This window comes from Phenylobacterium sp. (assembly GCF_036501465.1).
GTDB lineage: Bacteria > Pseudomonadota > Alphaproteobacteria > Caulobacterales > Caulobacteraceae > Phenylobacterium.
The window spans coordinates 14,730-30,878 of the sequence record NZ_DASYAF010000014.1 but is presented as its reverse complement, the minus strand read 5'-3'; the positions used below and the strand labels follow the sequence as shown (position 1 = coordinate 30,878).

The following is a 16,149-nucleotide window of genomic DNA, read 5'->3' as shown; positions in this document are numbered from 1 at the left end:
GCCATCCACCACCTGGCTCTGCTCGCGGGCCGTCTCCGCCCGCTCGGCTTCCTGGACCTTGCGCTGCTCCTCGGCGGCCTTGCGCTGCTCGGCGGCCTCGGCCTCCAGGCGCACCTTCTCGATGGCCGCGTCCTTGAAGGTCTGCACCGCGTCAGCCATGCGGCCGACCTCGTCCTTGCGGCCCACCGCCGGCACCGCGACCCCGTGGTCGCCGCCCGCCAGCCTGTCCATCGCACCCGTCATCGCACTGATCGGAGACGCGATCGCGCGGCTCAGCAACCAACCCATCAGGATCGAAAGGGCCACCGCCAGGGCGCCGCCGCCCGCCAGTGTCATCGCCGCCTGGCTCTGGGCGTTCGCCTGCCGCGTCGCGCGTTCCTTCAGCGCCGCACCCTCGGTCTGCTCATAGTCCTTCAGCAGGGCGCGAATCTTGTTCAACCGCCCCTTGCGGCCCAAGTCGACCAGCGCCGCCTCGTGGGTCACCGGATCGGCGGCCATCGCCACCTGATGATCCTGCTCGGCGAAGATCGCATCGACCTCGGCCTTGATGGCCTGGATGTGGCTGAGGTCCTCCGGCGCCTCGCGGGTCCAGTCGGCGATATCGGCGTGGTATTTCGCCTGCGCCTCATCGACCGCCTTCAGGAACGACTTGTCGCCGGTGATCGCGAAACCGCGCACGCCGTTCTGCCGCTCGATGATCTGCAGCTGCACGTCGTGGACGTAGTTGAGCTCGGCCACCTCCAGGTCGTTGTCCGCCACCGCGCCGCGGATGCTGCGCAGGTTCAAGAACACGGCCACGCACATCACCGTCACGATGGTCACGACGACGGCGAAGCCCACGGCGAACTTCTTGGAGATATTCAGGTCGTTGAAGGACATGGGGGTCTCGGCATAGGGCCCACCCCTCCGGCGGGCATTTCCCCGACGCCTTCCCAAGTTCGGATAAAGTAACGGTTAATTCCGGGAATCCGGGCCCCGGGCCCGTGCGCCGCGGGCTTGGCTAGCGGCCCGCCGCCAGGTCGCCGCTGGCCACCAGCAGCACCCGCGCCGCGCCCTTCGGCGCCAGCATCAGATAGCCGGAGGCGGCGTCGAAATAGACCCCGTCGCCCGCCGACAGCACCAGCGGGGCATAGAGGTGGTTGTGGAACTCCACCTCGCCGTCCAGCACCAGCAGATAGGCCTCGCCCTCGCCGGTCACCGCCGGGCCGTGGGCCTCCGGCGTCGCCGCCGACACTTCCAGGATCACCGGCGAGAAGCTCTTGGAGAGCAGGTCGCTGGCCGCGGCGCGGCCGCCCGCCGGGCCGATCCGCAGCTGGCCGCCCTCACCCGCCCGGGTCACCGAGCGGCGGCCGGATGGCGCGGCCGCGCCCTCCGCCTCGCGAGTGACCAGGCCCTCCAGGTCCACCTCCAGCGCCCGGCAGAGCCGCACCAGCTTGTCGTAGTTCAGCGCGTTCTGGCCGAGCTCCACGCGCGACAGGGTCGAGATCGGCACTCCGCTCTGCTCGCTGAGCTGGGCGAGGCTCCAGCCCCGGGCCAGCCGCAGCTTACGGATCGCCACCCCGCTCTTTTCCGACAGTCGAGACCGCATCCCGGACGATTCCCAGCTCACTTCGAACGCTGGGAGACTAGGGTGATTTCCCTGGCTTGCGACAGTCCCCGCGCCGCTAGTTTGCGGAAACCGGCGTGGCGCCCAAGACGATCGACGCCCTAGGCGGTGACGTTGAGCAATTGTCCCTGGCCGGACCGGCCCGGATCGCCGCCGGTCGCAGCGGCGCCGGCGGCCTGGGCGCCGTTCACCGCGTTGACGCCCAGCTTCGCCAGCGACCCGCCGAGGATCACGGCCGGGCTCTGGCTGCTGGCCGAAGCCGACTTGGTCTGGTGCGGGTCGTTGGGGTTCGGCGGCTGGCTGTTGGCGAGGACGCCGTAAGGGCCGTCCTGCGGATGGGCGGGGTCGATGTGCTTCTTGGCCTCGTCCACCTGCGTGCAGTTCTTGCACGCGTAGCCGTTGACCATCACCGGGCTCGGATAATTGACGGTGGTCATCGATTGTCCTTCGGACGGACCTGCGCTTCAGGCTCCAAGCCCTATTCGAAAAGCTGAACCAATCGGTTACGAGGGGCTGCATTCCAGCCCACGCTCAGAGGGATCCGCATGATCATCCGGGACATCGACACGGACGCCGACGCCGCCCACGAGATGTTCCAGTCCTTCGAAGGCATGGAGGGCCTGCCGAGCGCCGCCCCGCCCGTGCGGAAGCAGCTCTCCATCGAGACCTTCCTGCGCTCGGTCTATCCAGGCGTGCTGGTGGCGATCACCATCGGCCTGGCCGCCGACTGGTTGTCCGGCCACTACAAGGCGCCGGTCATGCTGTTCGCCCTGCTGTTCGGCATGACCTTCCACTTCCTGCACGAGGAAGGCCGCTGCATCCCCGGCATCGAGTTCGCCTCCAAGGCGGTCTTGCGCACCGGCGTGGCCCTGCTGGGCGCGCGGATCACCGTCGAGCAGATCAGGGACCTTGGCCCGGTGCCCATCGCCATGGTCGTCGCCGGCGTGACGACCACGGTGCTGATGGGCCTTCTGCTGTCGCGCCTGTTCGGGCTCAGCCGCTCGTTCGGGGTGCTGTCCGGCGGCTCGGTGGGCATCTGCGGCGCCTCAGCGGCGCTGGCCATCGCCTCGGTGCTGCCGAAGACCAAGGAGAGCGAGCGCGACGTGATCCTGGCTGTGGTGGTGGTCACCGGGCTCTCGACCATCGCCATGATCCTCTACCCGATGTTCGTCACCGCCATCGGGCTCGACAACCAGCGCGCCGGCCTGTTCCTCGGCGGCACGATCCACGACGTGGCCCAGGTGGTGGGCGCGGGCTACACCATCTCCCAGAAGACCGGCGACATCGCCACCTATGTGAAGCTGCTGCGGGTGGCCATGCTGCTGCCGGTGGTGGGGACCATCGCGCTCGTCCTGGCGCGCAGCGGGGCGTCCGGCGGCAAGGCCAAGGTGCCACTGCCCTGGTTCCTGTTCGCCTTCGCCGCCCTGGTGGCGATCAACAGCCTGGGCGTCCTGCCCAAGCCCGTCACCGACGCCGCCAACGACGTCTCCCGCTGGTGCCTGGTGGTGGCCATCGCCGCCTTGGGGATGAAGACCTCGTTCAAGTCGCTGATCGCCGCCGGCTGGCGACCGGTGGTCACCATGGTGCTGGAGACCGCCTGGATCGCGGGCCTCGTACTGAGCGTGGTCGAATTCGCCACCTGACTGCGCCCGAACGCCTCAGGCGACGCCCCCGGCGCCGGCGCCTTAACCCCAAGGAAAGGTCTCGGGCGCTCCGCTTGGGCCACGCCCGGATCGTTCCTGGGCGTCTCGGGTCGAGCGACGGACTGACGCTTCTGACGCGAACAGCGTTGCCGTGAGCGATCCCTGATCTACCATTGGTCTTGGACGGCTTTCGGATCCGGACATGCCCACCTTCAACGCCGGCGCCCTTGGAGTCGACTTCGACTCCGTCGATCTAACGGACCTCGCCCAGGCGCAGGTCTTCGGCGCCAGCGCGTCGGGCTTCTCGATCGCCGGGGACAACTCGACCTTCACGGTGTCCGGCGCGGGCTTCGTCTATGGCGGCGCCGGCCTGCCGGTCGGCGGGACCATCACCGAGGTGGACGAGACGTCGCTGGGCGCGACGGTCTTCACCTACACCGGCCTCACCGTCAGCGTCGCCGACGTGAACAACGCGCTCGCCACCGGCGACGACAGCCTGGTCAAGGCCGTGGTCTTCGCCGGCTCCAACGTGGTCAACGGCTCGAGCGGCCTCGACCTGCTGCGCGGCTACGCCGGCGACGACACCATCAACGGCAATGACGGCGACGACCTGATCAACGGCGGCGACGGGAACAACAGCATCGCCGGTGGCAATGGCGACGATGTCATCGTCACCACCTCGGGCTCCAACTACCTGCGCGGCGGCGACGGCGACGACCACATCCTGGGCGGCTCGGGCTTCGACGACATCAACGGCAACAAGGGCCAGGACACGATCGACGGCGGATCGGGCGGAAACGACTGGCTGGTTGGCGGCCAGGGCGACGACCTCATCATCGCCCATCAGAGCCACAACCTGCTCTACGGCAACCTCGGCAACGACACCCTGAACGCCGGATCCGACGGCGACACCCTGCGCGGCGGCCAGGGCGACGATGTGATCGTCGGCGGCGCGGGCGGCGACTACATCTCCGGCGACCGCGGCAACGACACCGAGACCGGCGGGGCGGGCGCCGACACCTTCCACAGCTTCTCCGGCGCCGGCCGCGACGTGGTCACCGATTTCAACCAGGCGCAAGGCGACCGCGTCCTGCTCGACCCCGGCACAGTCTTCACGGTGAGCCAGGTCGGCGCGGACACCGTCGTCGACATGGGCAATGGCGACCAGGTGGTCCTGCAGAACGTGCAGTTCTCCTCGCTGCACGATGGCTGGATCGTGGTCGGCCTGACCTGACCAGCCTGACCTGACCAGCCTGACCTGACGCGCCTGACTTAGCGGGTCCCGTACATCCGGTCGCCGGCGTCGCCGAGCCCAGGCAGGATGTAGCCGTGGTCGTCCAGCCGCTGGTCCACCGCCGCCGTCCAGATGCGCACGCCGGGATGGTGGCCCTGGAACTTCGAGATCCCCTCCGGCGCGGCCAGCAGGCAGGCCATGCGGATGTCGCGCGCCCCGGCCTCCTTCAGCCGGTCGACCGCGGCGATGGCGGTGTTGCCGGTGGCCAGCATCGGATCGATGACGATCACTGGCCTGTCCTCCAGATCCAGGGGGCTGCGGAAGTAGTATTCCACCACCTCCAGGGTCGCCGGCTCGCGGTAGAGGCCGATGTGCGCCACCCGGGCAGCCGGGGCCAGCTCCAGCATGCCGTCCAGCATCCCCATGCCGGACCGCAGGACCGGCGCGAACACCAGCTTCTTGCCGGCCAGCTGCGGCGCCGACATCGGCTGCATCGGCGTCTCGATCTCCACCGTCTCCAGCGGCAGGTCGCGGGTGACCTCGTAGCAGAGCAGGCCGCCGATCTCCTTCAAGAGCTGGCGGAAGCTCTTGATGGAGGTGTCCTTCCTGCGCATCAGCGTCAGCTTGTGCTGCACCAGTGGATGATCGACGACGGCGACGCCCTTGATAGCCATGGTCTGCCTCTAGAAAACCGTGCCGTCGGAGATGACGGCGATCGGCGGCCCGCCGTCGGCGCGGCGTTCGCGCGCGATGCGCCGCCCCGCCGCCCAGGTCCCGCCCTCCAGCACCCGCGCCAGCGGGAAATCGGATTCGCTCACGCCAAGCCGCGCGCGCACCAACGGCGCGATGCGGTCCAGGAGCGCCACGGTCAGCGCCCGCCAGCCCACCACCAGCGGCCCGTCCACCGGATGCTGGCGGCCGGCGTCGGCCGGGTCGGCGAGGCTGAGCACGCCCAAGTCCACGAACAGGCCGCCGTTGCGGTATTCCGCCAGGCCGGTCAGCCCATCGATCTCGACCACCTCCACGCCCGCGCGCTGCAAGGGCTCGATCAGCGAATAGGCCAGCCATTGCGACAGCTTGTGGATCGGCATGTAGCCGTCGCTGGCGTCGTCGCGCCTGATCGCCGGATGGCGCCAGCAGTCGCCCAGCGGAACCCCGCCCAGCGAAAGTCGCCCCGGCCAGATCGGTCCCAGGGCTTCCAGCAGCACCGCCAGGATGACTGGCGCGGGCAATCGTCTGTCCACGGCGCGGCTGGCCATGGCGTCGAACAGCGCGCCCGGCCGGCCTACCGCCTCGCCCAACCTGCGCAACAGGGCCGCACGGCCTTCGAGACCCACCAGCGGGTTGCCGTCGCGCACCTGGAAGCCTGTCGCCAGGACATCGGCGGTCATGCCGCCCAGGGCGTCGGCGCGGAGCGGATCGGTCGGATCGGTCGACATGGCCCCGGACTCGAACAGCCGCAGCGAGGCGATCCCCAGGCCCTCCGAGCGCGCCAGCTCCGCCCCCGTCGTCGCGTCGTGGTAACGCCAGGCCGCGCCCGCGCCGGCGTCCAGCAGCACCGAGGTGATCGCCAGGTCGAACTCCGCGCGCGCCCGGGCCGCGGCGTCCGTCCACGGATGGTCCCGCTCGGCCCACAGGTCGCGGCCGGCCACGGCGAAGTGCCGCCAGCGGGCATGGAAGGGAACGTTCAGGTCCGGATAGGCTTCGCGCGTCACGGTCGAGGTCAGGTCCGCCGCGGCCTCCAGCCGGCCCAGGTCCACGCGCCACTCGGCCACCTCGCCGGCCAGGGCGGCGGCCAGCATCTCATGCGCCCGCTCGCGAACGGCGCTCGCGGAAAGCAGGGACTCTGCGGCCTTCGCCGTCTCGATCGCGTTTCTATTCACAGAACCACCAGATAGAGCGTCATCCCCGGCCTTGCGCCGGGGACCCATACGCACCGATCGCGCAGGATTGCCTTCGACCTCGGTGTCTATGGGTGGCCGGGACGAGCCCGGCCATGACGAAGGGTTGAAGCTCAGAATTCCTTGAGGTCGCGGCCCACGACCTTCTTGAGGCCGGCCTTGGTCTTGGGCTTTTCGGGCGTGAAGTAGCCGGCGGCCTTCTTGGCCTCCATCTCCACGCTGGCGTCGTCCGGGACCAGCCAATCCGGGATCGGCACCCGCTCACCGATCTCGATGCCGCCGCCCACAAGGGCGTCGTACTTCATGTTGGACATCGAGACGAACCGGTCGATCCGCCGGATGCCCAGCCAGTGGATGATGTCGGGCATCAGCTGCTGGAAGCGGGCGTCCTGCACGCCGGCCACGCATTCGGTGCGCTCGAAATAGGTCGCGGCCTGGTCGCCGCCCGGCTGGCGCTTCCTGGCGTTGTAGACCAGGAACTTGGTCACTTCGCCGAGCGCGCGGCCTTCCTTGCGGTTGTAGGCGATCAGCCCGGTTCCGCCCGCCTGGGCGCCCGCCACGCACTCCTCGATGCCGTGCGTCAGATAGGGGCGGCAGGTGCAGATGTCCGAGCCGAACACATCGGAGCCGTTGCATTCGTCGTGCACCCGGCAGGTCAGCGGAACGCGCTTGTCGCCGATCTTCGCGGGATCGCCGAACATGTAGAGGGTGATGCCCCCGATCGGCGGCAGGAAGACCTTGATGTCGGGCCGAGTGACGAGCTCGGGATACATGCCCCCGGTCTGCTCGAAGAGGGTGCGGCGAAGCTGGGTCTCGTCCACCTCGAACCGCTCGGCGATGCCGGGCAGCCACCAGACCGGATCGACCGCCGCCTTGGTCACCGCCACGTCGCCGCTCTCGTGGACGATCTCGCCATCGACCTTCAGCCGGCCGGCCGCGATGGCCTCGTGGATCTCCGGTAGGTCGATGCGCGCCTTGGTGACCGCGATGGTCGGGCGGATGTCGACGCCCTCGGCCAGTTCCGCGGCGAAGTCCTCGGCCACCCGGTGGCCCCAGGGATCCAGGCTGACGATCTTGCCGGGTTCCGACCACTGAGCATGTGGGCCGATCGGGACGACGGGATAGGTGTTGGTCAGCTCCGGCCGCGCCTCGGCGGCCATGGCGCCGGAGGAAATGGCCAGGGCGCGATAGATCGAATAGGCGCCGCCGTGGGCGCCGATGGCGTTGCGGTCGGCGCCGGCGTTCGGCGTGGCCACCACCGGCCCCCGCGCGCGGGCGGTCTTGGCGTCCCAGTGGATCGGGAAGCGGCTCGGCTGCCCCGCGCCGGGGTGCGAGGTGAGCCGGATGTGGGATGTCCTGTTGGCGGACATAGGCAGACTTCAGACCTCCAGAATCGAAAAGGCCCCCGCCAGCTCGCCGGCATAGGGCCTTTGAGCGGGGATTTTGCGCCCACCCATCAAAAATGACAATCATTGCCACTTTCCCCATGGCGCTCGATCCGGGGGCGCCTGAAAAGGCCGCGTGAGCCGCACCGCCTTCCGCGCCGCCCTGTTCCACACCCTGGCCGACCCCATGGGCGCGCCTGCCGCCGAGGCTTGGGCCTACCATCCCGACGGCCTGCTGATCGTCGAGGACGGCCATGTCGCGGGGTTCGGCGCCTATGCGGACCTGGCGCCGAGCCTGGGCGAGGAGGTCACGGTCGAGCACCTGCCCGGCAAGCTGATCACCCCCGGCTTCGTCGACGCTCATACCCATTATCCGCAGACGGACGTCATCGCCGCCTGGGGCTCGCAGCTGCTCGACTGGCTGACCAACCACACCTTCCCGGCCGAGCTGGCCTTCGCCGACCGCGCCCATGCCGACGCCGCCGCGGCCTTCTTCCTGGACGAGCTGCTGCGCAACGGCACCACCAGCGCGCTGGTCTTCTGCACCGTCCACAAGACCTCGGCCGACGCCTTGTTCGAGGCGGCGCTGGCGCGCGACATGCGGCTGATCGCCGGCAAGGTGCTGATGGACCGCAACGCGCCCACCGCGCTCTGCGACACGGTGGAGACCGGCCGCGCCGACACCGAGGCGCTGATCCGCGCCTGGCGCGGCCGCGGGCGGCTAGGCTATGCGGTCACCCCGCGGTTCGCCGTCACCTCGTCGGACGCTCAGCTGGCCATGGCGGGCGAGGTGGCCGCCACCCATCCCGACGTGCTGGTCCACACCCACATGTCGGAGAACCTCGACGAGATCGCCCGGGTCGGCGAGCTGTTCCCCGACGCGCGCGACTATCTCGACGTTTACGCCCGCTTCGGCCTGGCCGGACCGCGCTCGGTGTTCGCCCACTGCGTCCACGCCGACCAGGGCGTGCTTGCCCGGATGCGGGACGCGGGCTCTGCCGCCGCCTTCTGCCCTTCGTCGAACCTGCTGCTGGGCTCTGGCCTGTTCAGCCTGAAGCAGGCCTGCGCCTGCGGCGTCACCGTGGGCCTGGGCGCCGACATCGGCGCCGGCGCGAGCTTCTCGCTGCTGCACATGATGGGCGAGGCCTACAAGGTAGGCCAGCTCTCCGGCGAGGCGCTGGACCCCATCCATGCCTTCTATGTGGCCACCCTGGCCGGGGCGAAGGCGCTGAAGATCGACCACAAGGTGGGCAACCTGGCGCCCGGCAAGGAAGCCGACTTCCTGGTGCTGGACCCCGCCGCCACCCCGCTTCTCGCGCGGCGCACGGCCGCGGCGGCGAGCATCGCCGAGGTGCTGTTCGCGCTGTCGATCCTGGGCGACGACCGCGCGGTCGCGCGCACCTACCTGGCCGGCCGCGTGGCCCATAGCCGCAGCTAGGGGGCCGCCGCCGACAGCTCCAGGATCGCCACCATCAGGTGGTAGAAAGAGGTCGCCGGCGAAGGCTCCTCGACGAAACTCCCGTCGGGCAGCATCCGGTCGCGCCAGGCGCCGCGCTTGGGCGTGTCGAGATACTTCGCCAAGCCCCGCGCCGCGCGCAGCGCATCGTCGTGGCGTCCCAGCGCAAGCGCGGCCTTCAGGTGCTCGGTCTGCACCCAGAGCCGTGCCGCGCCGTCGCGTACCGTCAGGTCTTCCCAGAGCGCGTTCACCGCCACCTCGCGCACCGGATCGACGCCCCTGATTCCCGTGACATAGAGCCGTCGCGCCATCTGCAGGGCGTCATCGCGGCCCCGCGCGCGGCCCCAGCGTTCCAGCAGCCAGGCCCATTCGAACTGGTGGCCGGGTTCGATCAGCCCACCCTCGCCCTCCAGCGCCCGCCAGTCGGCGTCGAAGAACTCGCGCAGCACCGCGCCCCTGGGCTCGATCAGGCGGTCCATGGCCAAGCCCGCGATCTCGTCGCTGAGCGCCGCCCAGGCCGGCCCGCCGACCGCCTCCCAGGCCTGCGCGCTTTCGAACAGATGCATGTGGCAGTTGGCCTGGTAGGGATGCGGCCCGTTCTCGCGGAAGCCGCCGCCGGCCGTGCGCCGGTCGCCGAGCGCCGCCAGCGCCCGCGCCGCCGGAGCTTCCAGGTTGGGTTCGCCGGCCGCGGTAAGCGCCGCCTGGGCCAGCATCAGGAAGGCCTGCTGGTAGTTGTCGGCCTCGCGGTCCAGCGGCGTCCCGTCGCTCGCGGCGCTGTTCATCACCAGGCCGTCGGGCCGCTGATAAGCGGTCAGGAACCGGGCGAACCCGGTCCGCGCCGTCTCCAGCCACCGGCCGCCATAGCCGGCCCGCGCCGCCTCAGCGTAGACGAACACCTGCCGCGCCTGGGACCGCGAGCGCCTGGGCGCCTCCACCGCCCGGCCCTCGACGCTCAGCTTCTCCTGGAAGAGGCCGCCAGCGGGATCGATCCCGGCGTCGGCCCACAGCGGCAGGGCCGCCTCGGCCAGCCAGGCCTCATACCAGCGGGCCGCGCCCTCAAGGGTGTCGAACTCGGATGTCATCGCGCCGCCTTATGGCGGATTCCGCGCCGGCCCGTCAGTCTTTTGCCGGAACGGGCTAGGCGTCGTGTCCGCGCGCCGCATGGGCCACGTGGAAGGCGCCTGAATGGGAGAGCACGATCCAGTCGCCGCAGCGGGCGACCACCGGCCCCTCAGGCGTGCGCACCTGCACCGCCGCTCCCTCGATCACCGTGCAGGCCTGTTCGCCCAACCAGTTCCACAGCGTGCGCCAACCCCTGGCGTCGCTGGGCGGCGGCACGCGCAGGGCGGCGCCATGGTCGAACGGCGGATGGAGCGGAATGGGGCGCATGGGTCCCTGGGCTGCAGTCGAATCGTCGAACCCCGAATTCGGGCTGCTTCGGTGACCAACTGCTTAATCGGCTGTCGGACCGGCTGCGCCACCGCACCCGCCAGGGTTTTGCGAGCCATTGAACAACGACGCTGCGACGGTTTGCCAACTCGCTTTACGCGTGCGTCAAGCATAGAGGGCGTCCATGGAAGTCTGGCGGAAACTGCCCACGGATCAGGCCTCTAGCGGTTGGCCCGCATTTTGTGGCGCCATCCGTGCCGGAGCGGCTTTTCAAGTCCGAAATACTTAGCTTAACTTACGGTAGAGCCATCGCGCGGGTCCGGGGGGACAATCGACCGTGGAGAATGATGGCCGGGGAGATTGAATTGAACGATCCATCGACGAAGGCTCCCGACCCTATGGACGTGGCCCTGGGGGCGGCCGTTCGTATCCGCCGGCGAACCATCGGGATTTCCCAGGAAGCGCTGGCCGAGCAGTGCGGCGTCAGCTTCCAGCAGATCCAGAAGTACGAGAACGGCGCTAACCGCATCTCCTTCTCGCGCCTGGTGCAGATCGCGCGCGCCCTGCAGTGCCGCGTGGTGGACCTGATGGACGTGCTGGACGGCCCGGACCGCGAGGCGACCGGCGACCTCGACCTGCTCACCCGCATGCGCACCCCCGGCGCGCTCGAGCTGCTGGCCGCCTATGAGCAGATGCCGCCCGAGGCGCGCACCGCGCTCGTCACCCTGCTGCGCGCGCTCACCAACCACGCCGCCGCGGCCCCCGAAGCCGCCGCAGCCAAGGCCCGCCAGCTGGCCTGACCGCCTCTCCCGCTCGCGTCGCGGGAGAGCGGTGGCCTACTCCGCCAGGACCTTGTCGATCACTTTCCTGGCGCCGTCGCCGGCCCAGTCCGCCTCGCCGGAGATGCGGCCGCGCTCCAACCCGTCCTTGCCCAGGATCAGCGTGGTCGGCATGCCGCTGGCGGTCGGCTTCAGGATGAAGGGCAGCTTTCCCGCCGGGTCGTTGTAAAGCTTGAGCGGGGCGTTCCCCGCGATGAACGCCTTGGCCTGGGCCAGGGCTTCCGGCTTGTCGATGGAGACGGCTACCACCGCGACGGGCCTGCCGGCATAGGCCTGGGCCAGCTTGGCGAGCGTCGGCATCTCCACCTTGCAGGGCCCGCACCAGGTCGCCCACAGGTTCATCACCACCACCTTGCCCTTGAAGCTGGCCGGGGTGACCGTCTTGCCGTCGGCGTCCTTGAACGCATAGGCGGGCGGCGCGACGCCGTCGGCCGGATGCTCCAGCTTCTTGGCCACGTCGTGGGTTTCGGGCGCCTCGGCGACAGAGCCGGACGAGGGGCCGGAGGTCGCCACCGCGGTCTTGTTCTCCGCCGGCTTGGTCGCCGACTGAGCTATGATGTAGACAACGCCTGCGACGCCTATGGCAGCGGCGCCCCAGAGGGCCCATCTCAGGACCCCGCCCCTGGGCTTGGCCGCGGATTCTTCGCTCATATGACCGACTCTTCCTCTGACACCCCGAACACGACGCAGGCTGGCGGCCAGGCGATGTGGGGCGGGCGTTTCTCGGACAAGCCGGCCGAGCTGATGCAGGCGATCAACGTCTCCATCGGCTTCGACAAGCGGCTGGCGGCGCAGGACCTGGCCGGTTCCCGCGCCCACGCGGCGATGTTGCAAAAGGTGGGCGTCATTACAAGCGAGGACGCCGCGGCGATCCTGAAGGGCCTGGACGCCATCGGTCGGGAGATCGAGGACGGCCGCTTCCCGTTCCGCGAGGAATTCGAGGACATCCACATGAACGTGGAGGCCCGGCTGCGTGAGTTGATCGGGCCCGCCGCTGGGCGCCTGCACACCGCGCGCTCACGCAACGACCAGGTGGCGCTCGACTTCCGCATCTGGGTGCGCGACGCCGCCGAGCGGACCCACGGCCTGATCCAGGCCCTGCAGAAGGCGCTGGTCGCCAAGGCCGAGCCGCACGCGGCGACGCTGATGCCGGGCTTCACCCATCTGCAGCCGGCCCAGCCGGTGACCTTCGGCCACCACCTGATGGCCTATGTGGAGATGTTCGGCCGTGACGCCGGCCGCTTCGCCGACGCCCGGACGCGGATGAACGAGAGCCCGCTGGGGGCCGCGGCCCTGGCCGGCTCGCCCTTCCCCATCGACCGGCATGCGACGGCGACGGCGCTGGGGTTCGATCGGCCGACCGCCAATTCCCTGGATTCGGTGGCCGACCGCGACTTCGCGCTGGAGTGCCTGGCGGCCGGGAGCGTCTGCGCCATCCATCTGTCGCGCCTGGCCGAGGAAATCGTGATCTGGATGACGCCGCAGTTCGGCTTCGTGCGGCTCACCGACGCCTTCACCACCGGCTCATCGATCATGCCGCAGAAGAAGAACCCCGACGCCGCCGAGCTGATCCGCGCCAAGGCCGGACGACTCCTGGGCTCGTTCACCCAGCTTGCCGTGGTGATGAAGGGCCTGCCGCTGACCTATTCGAAGGACATGCAGGAGGACAAGGTCCCCACCTTCGAGGCTTTCGACGCCCTGGAGCTGTCCCTGCGCGCCATGGCCGGCATGGTGGCCGACCTGGAGCCGGTTCCCGATCGCATGGCCGCCGCCGCGGGGGCGGGCTACGCCACCGCCACCGACCTCGCCGACTGGCTGGTGCGCGAGCTCGGCCTGGCGTTCCGCGACGCCCATCACATCACCGGCGCGGCCGTGAAACGGGCCGAGGCGCTTGGCTGCGACCTGCCCGGCCTGCCGCTCGCCGAGCTACAAGCCCTGGAGCCGCGCATCAGCGCGGGCGTTTACGACGTGCTGACGCCGCAAGCCTCGGTCGCCAGCCGCACAAGTTACGGCGGGACCGCCCCCGATCAGGTGCGGGCCCAGATCAAGCGCTGGAAGGAGACCCTCCCATGATCCTTCGCCACCCTCTCGTCCGGACCGCCGCGGCGGCCCTGTTGCTCGCCGCACCCCTGGGCGCCTGCGGCAAGCTGGGCCAGCTGGAGAAGCCGGGCCCGCTGAACGGCGCCGGCCGCGCCACCGACCGCGCGGCCGACGAACAGCAGCGCCAGGCCACCGACCCGCAGCGCCCGGTCGACACCGTCGACCCGCGCGACCGCGCCAGCGATCCGGCCCCGCCGCGCGCCCTGCCCATCGAGGGGTCCGGCCAGAACCCGTTCGGCCAGCCGCCGCCCGGCTCCTTCTCCAACCCCTTCGCCAATCCGCGATGAACCACTTCGAGCTGAAGGGGGGCGAGCTCGCTTGTGAGGACGTGCCGCTGTCGACGATCGCGGACGCGGTCGGCACGCCGGTCTATGTCTATTCCTCGGCCACCTTGGTCCGACATTTCACCGTGCTGCGCGACGCGCTCATCGGGGCCGGGCTGAAGGACCCGCTGGTCGCCTTCGCCGTCAAATCCAATCCCAACGTCGCGGTGATCCGCACCCTGGCCCAGGCCGGCGCGGGCGCCGACGTGGTGAGCGAGGGCGAGATCCGCCGCGCGCTGGCCGCCGGCGTGCCGGCCTCGCGCATCGTCTTCTCCGGCGTCGGCAAGAGCGACGGCGAGATCGAATTCGCGCTGCAGGCGGGCGTCGCCGAGATCAACCTGGAATCAGAGCCCGAGCTCGACCTGGTGGACGCCGTGGGCCGCCGGCTCGGCAGGCGCGCGACCGTCGCCATCCGCGTGAACCCCGACGTGGAGGCTGGTGGCCACGCCAAGATCTCCACCGGCAAGGCGGAGAGCAAGTTCGGCGTCAGCCTGGCCGAGGCCGAGCGGCTCTACGCCAAGGCTTCCAACCTGCCGGGCGTGCGCCCGGTGGGCGTCGCCTGCCACATCGGCAGCCAGATCACCGACCTGGCGCCCTTGGAGGCCGCCTTCGTGAAGATGCGGGCGCTGGTGGAGCGGCTGCGCGCCGAGGGCCTGTCGGTCGAACGACTCGACCTTGGCGGCGGCCTGGGCGCGCCCTATTTCAACACGCCCACCCCGCCGGAGCCGGCCGACTATGCGGCGATGATCGCCCGGACCATGGCCGGCCTTTCCGGCGTCCAGCTGGCCTTCGAGCCCGGTCGGATGATCGCCGCCAACGCCGGCGTGCTGGTGACCAAGGTGCAGCACGTCCATGCCCGCCCGGAGGGCCGGAAGTTCCTGGTGCTCGACGCGGCCATGAACGACCTGCTGCGCCCGGCCATGTATGACGCCTTCCACGACATCCGCCCGGTGGCGCCGCGGCCCGGCGAGCCCATCGTCTACGACGTGGTCGGCCCGATCTGCGAGACCGGCGACACCTTTACCCGCGACCGCACCCTGCCGCCGCTGCAGACCGGCGACCTGGTGGCCTTCATGACCGCCGGCGCCTATGGAGCGGCCATGTCCAGCGAGTACAATTCGCGCCTGCTGGTCCCCGAGGTGCTGGTGAAGGGCGACCGGTTCGCCGTGGTGCGGCCGAGGCCCACCTACGACGACATGCTGGCGCGGGAGGCCAACGCCCCATGGCTGGATTGACGCTCGACCGCCGAGGCCTGATCGCCGGGGCCGCGGCCGCCGCGGCTGCCCTGCCGGAGGTGGCGAAAGCCGCCGTCCGCTGGTCGCCGGGCGGGCTGAAGGCGGTGGAGGATGAGGCCCGCGCCAGCGAGGTTCGCGGCATGGTGGTGCTGGCCGCCGGCCATCCGGTCTTGCAGTTCGGCGAGCCCGCCGCCGTCGACCGCATCGCTTCCTGCCGTAAGTCGTTCCTCTGCGCGCTCTACGGCATCGCGCTCCGCGACCGGAAGATCGATCTGGACGCCCACATCGGCGACCTCGGGATCGACGACTATACGAAGCTGACAGACCTGGAGAAGAGCGCCACCGTGCGCCAGCTCCTGCAGGCCCGCTCCGGCGTCTACATCCCTTCGTCGGCCGAGACGCCCGCCATGAAGGCCGCCCGGCCGGCCCGCGGCAGCCATCCGCCGGGGACCTTCTGGTACTACAACAACTGGGATTTCAACGTCCTGGGCGAGATCTACCAGCGGCTCACCGGCTGGTCGGTGTTCCAGGCCTTCGAGCACCAGCTCGCCAGGCCGCTGGGCTTCCAGGACTTCGACCCGCTGCGCGATGCGCGCTACGGCTACGATCCGCAGGCCCCGCGCTTTCCGGCCTACAACCTGTGGCTCTCGGCCCGTGACATGGCGAAGTTCGGCCAGCTCTACCTGCAACAGGGCCGGTGGAAGGGCGTCGAGATCGTGCCCGCCGACTGGGTGGCGCTGACCACCAAGCCGATCTCGCCCACCGGTCGCAAGGGCATCGAGTCCGGCTACGCGTGGCTGTGGTGGGGCGACATGGATCCGTCGAGCGGCCTGCCGCCGGGCAGCTATCTCGCCGCCGGCAACGGCGGCCGCTACATCATCGTCATGCCGGCCATCGACACGGTCATCGCCTGGCAGCCCTTCGAGGTCCGCGGCCGCCCGCAGGCGAAGATCTACACCGAAGACGGCGCGCTCGACCGGCTGATCCTGAAGGTCGTGGCGGCGCGCCAGGCCATCTGACCCATCGTGCTCTAGGCGA

General features: G+C 70.1%; 17 protein-coding genes. 8 read left to right on the top strand and 9 right to left on the bottom strand.

Annotated features, from left to right (window positions below):
• The 3 genes from VGL85_RS01655 to VGL85_RS01645 form a co-directional block, all read right to left on the bottom strand.
• Nucleotides 1-879, bottom strand: an 879-nt coding sequence (locus tag VGL85_RS01655) for a CHASE3 domain-containing protein (RefSeq protein ID WP_331585332.1), incomplete at its 3' end; no start/stop codon positions are given.
• A 121-nt stretch (nt 880-1,000) separates the two neighbouring features.
• A complete protein-coding gene (locus tag VGL85_RS01650) occupies nt 1,001-1,558 on the bottom strand; it encodes an XRE family transcriptional regulator (RefSeq protein ID WP_331585330.1) in 558 nt (185 codons plus the stop codon).
• A 149-nt stretch (nt 1,559-1,707) separates the two neighbouring features.
• Nucleotides 1,708-2,043, bottom strand: coding sequence for a hypothetical protein (locus tag VGL85_RS01645; protein WP_331585328.1), 336 nt, complete (start codon nt 2,041-2,043; stop codon nt 1,708-1,710).
• Nucleotides 2,044-2,151: 108 nt separating this feature from the next.
• Here VGL85_RS01645 and VGL85_RS01640 point away from each other — a divergent pair, with 108 nt between their 5' ends.
• Nucleotides 2,152-3,249, top strand: coding sequence for a YeiH family protein (locus VGL85_RS01640; protein WP_331585326.1), 1,098 nt, complete (start codon nt 2,152-2,154; stop codon nt 3,247-3,249).
• A gap of 202 nt (nt 3,250-3,451) precedes the next feature.
• Nucleotides 3,452-4,483, top strand: coding sequence for a calcium-binding protein (locus tag VGL85_RS01635; RefSeq protein ID WP_331585324.1), 1,032 nt, complete (start codon nt 3,452-3,454; stop codon nt 4,481-4,483).
• A 38-nt stretch (nt 4,484-4,521) separates the two neighbouring features.
• Here the strand turns inward: VGL85_RS01635 and upp are convergent, their stop codons facing one another.
• The 3 genes from upp to VGL85_RS01620 form a co-directional block, all read right to left on the bottom strand.
• Nucleotides 4,522-5,151, bottom strand: coding sequence for a uracil phosphoribosyltransferase (gene upp, locus VGL85_RS01630; RefSeq protein WP_331585334.1), 630 nt, complete (start codon nt 5,149-5,151; stop codon nt 4,522-4,524).
• Nucleotides 5,152-5,166: 15 nt separating this feature from the next.
• A complete protein-coding gene (locus VGL85_RS01625) occupies nt 5,167-6,366 on the bottom strand; it encodes a URC4/urg3 family protein (RefSeq protein WP_331585322.1) in 1,200 nt (399 codons plus the stop codon).
• A 131-nt stretch (nt 6,367-6,497) separates the two neighbouring features.
• Nucleotides 6,498-7,754 (bottom strand): GTP cyclohydrolase II, encoded by a 1,257-nt coding sequence (locus VGL85_RS01620; protein WP_331585320.1) that lies wholly within the window; start codon nt 7,752-7,754, stop codon nt 6,498-6,500.
• A 151-nt stretch (nt 7,755-7,905) separates the two neighbouring features.
• Here VGL85_RS01620 and guaD point away from each other — a divergent pair, with 151 nt between their 5' ends.
• Nucleotides 7,906-9,207: a guanine deaminase gene (gene guaD, locus VGL85_RS01615; protein WP_331585317.1), complete on the top strand. Its 1,302-nt coding sequence runs from the start codon at nt 7,906-7,908 to the stop codon at nt 9,205-9,207.
• Here the strand turns inward: guaD and VGL85_RS01610 are convergent.
• Both VGL85_RS01610 and VGL85_RS01605 read right to left on the bottom strand, forming a co-directional pair.
• Complete coding sequence (locus VGL85_RS01610; protein WP_331585315.1) at nt 9,204-10,307, bottom strand: AGE family epimerase/isomerase; 1,104 nt, start codon at nt 10,305-10,307, stop codon at nt 9,204-9,206. The two genes, guaD and VGL85_RS01610, sit on opposite strands and share 4 nt — an antisense overlap.
• A gap of 55 nt (nt 10,308-10,362) precedes the next feature.
• On the bottom strand, nt 10,363-10,614 hold the full coding sequence (locus tag VGL85_RS01605) for a hypothetical protein (RefSeq protein WP_331585313.1): 252 nt from the start codon (nt 10,612-10,614) through the stop codon (nt 10,363-10,365).
• A gap of 365 nt (nt 10,615-10,979) precedes the next feature.
• On the opposite strand from VGL85_RS01605, the gene VGL85_RS01600 reads away from it, so the two are divergent.
• Entirely contained in the window at nt 10,980-11,414 is a 435-nt protein-coding gene (locus VGL85_RS01600) for a helix-turn-helix transcriptional regulator (RefSeq protein WP_331585311.1), read from the top strand.
• A 36-nt stretch (nt 11,415-11,450) separates the two neighbouring features.
• Here the strand turns inward: VGL85_RS01600 and VGL85_RS01595 are convergent, their stop codons facing one another.
• Nucleotides 11,451-12,104 carry a TlpA disulfide reductase family protein gene (locus tag VGL85_RS01595; RefSeq protein ID WP_331585309.1) on the bottom strand — a complete coding sequence of 218 codons (654 nt, stop codon included), beginning with the start codon at nt 12,102-12,104 and terminating at the stop codon, nt 11,451-11,453.
• Between VGL85_RS01595 and argH the strand changes: the two genes are divergently transcribed.
• The 4 genes from argH to VGL85_RS01575 are packed head-to-tail and all read left to right on the top strand — an operon-like array spanning nt 12,105 to nt 16,130.
• Complete coding sequence (gene argH / locus VGL85_RS01590; RefSeq protein ID WP_331585307.1) at nt 12,105-13,526, top strand: argininosuccinate lyase; 1,422 nt, start codon at nt 12,105-12,107, stop codon at nt 13,524-13,526. It begins immediately after the preceding gene.
• On the top strand, nt 13,523-13,840 hold the full coding sequence (locus VGL85_RS01585) for a hypothetical protein (RefSeq protein ID WP_331585305.1): 318 nt from the start codon (nt 13,523-13,525) through the stop codon (nt 13,838-13,840). The genes argH and VGL85_RS01585 overlap by 4 nt, the downstream gene beginning before the upstream one ends.
• Nucleotides 13,837-15,111, top strand: a complete 1,275-nt coding sequence (gene lysA / locus VGL85_RS01580) for a diaminopimelate decarboxylase (RefSeq protein ID WP_331585303.1) — start codon at nt 13,837-13,839, stop codon at nt 15,109-15,111. The genes VGL85_RS01585 and lysA overlap by 4 nt, the downstream gene beginning before the upstream one ends.
• Complete coding sequence (locus tag VGL85_RS01575) at nt 15,099-16,130, top strand: serine hydrolase (protein WP_331585301.1); 1,032 nt, start codon at nt 15,099-15,101, stop codon at nt 16,128-16,130. The genes lysA and VGL85_RS01575 overlap by 13 nt, the downstream gene beginning before the upstream one ends.
• Nucleotides 16,131-16,149 lie beyond the last annotated feature (19 nt).

Bases quoted from the DNA above. Each gene is read 5' to 3' on its own strand.
- VGL85_RS01645 (WP_331585328.1), bottom strand. From the start codon at position 2,043: ATGACCACCGTCAATTATCCGAGCCCGGTGATGGTCAACGGCTACGCG.
- VGL85_RS01620 (WP_331585320.1), bottom strand. From the start codon at position 7,754: ATGTCCGCCAACAGGACATCCCACATCCGGCTCACCTCGCACCCCGGC.
- VGL85_RS01595 (WP_331585309.1), bottom strand. From the start codon at position 12,104: ATGAGCGAAGAATCCGCGGCCAAGCCCAGGGGCGGGGTCCTGAGATGG.
- VGL85_RS01610 (WP_331585315.1), bottom strand. From the start codon at position 10,307: ATGACATCCGAGTTCGACACCCTTGAGGGCGCGGCCCGCTGGTATGAG.
- VGL85_RS01605 (WP_331585313.1), bottom strand. From the start codon at position 10,614: ATGCGCCCCATTCCGCTCCATCCGCCGTTCGACCATGGCGCCGCCCTG.
- lysA (WP_331585303.1), top strand. From the start codon at position 13,837: ATGAACCACTTCGAGCTGAAGGGGGGCGAGCTCGCTTGTGAGGACGTG.
- VGL85_RS01575 (WP_331585301.1), top strand. From the start codon at position 15,099: ATGGCTGGATTGACGCTCGACCGCCGAGGCCTGATCGCCGGGGCCGCG.
- VGL85_RS01585 (WP_331585305.1), top strand. From the start codon at position 13,523: ATGATCCTTCGCCACCCTCTCGTCCGGACCGCCGCGGCGGCCCTGTTG.
- VGL85_RS01640 (WP_331585326.1), top strand. From the start codon at position 2,152: ATGATCATCCGGGACATCGACACGGACGCCGACGCCGCCCACGAGATG.
- argH (WP_331585307.1), top strand. From the start codon at position 12,105: ATGACCGACTCTTCCTCTGACACCCCGAACACGACGCAGGCTGGCGGC.
- VGL85_RS01635 (WP_331585324.1), top strand. From the start codon at position 3,452: ATGCCCACCTTCAACGCCGGCGCCCTTGGAGTCGACTTCGACTCCGTC.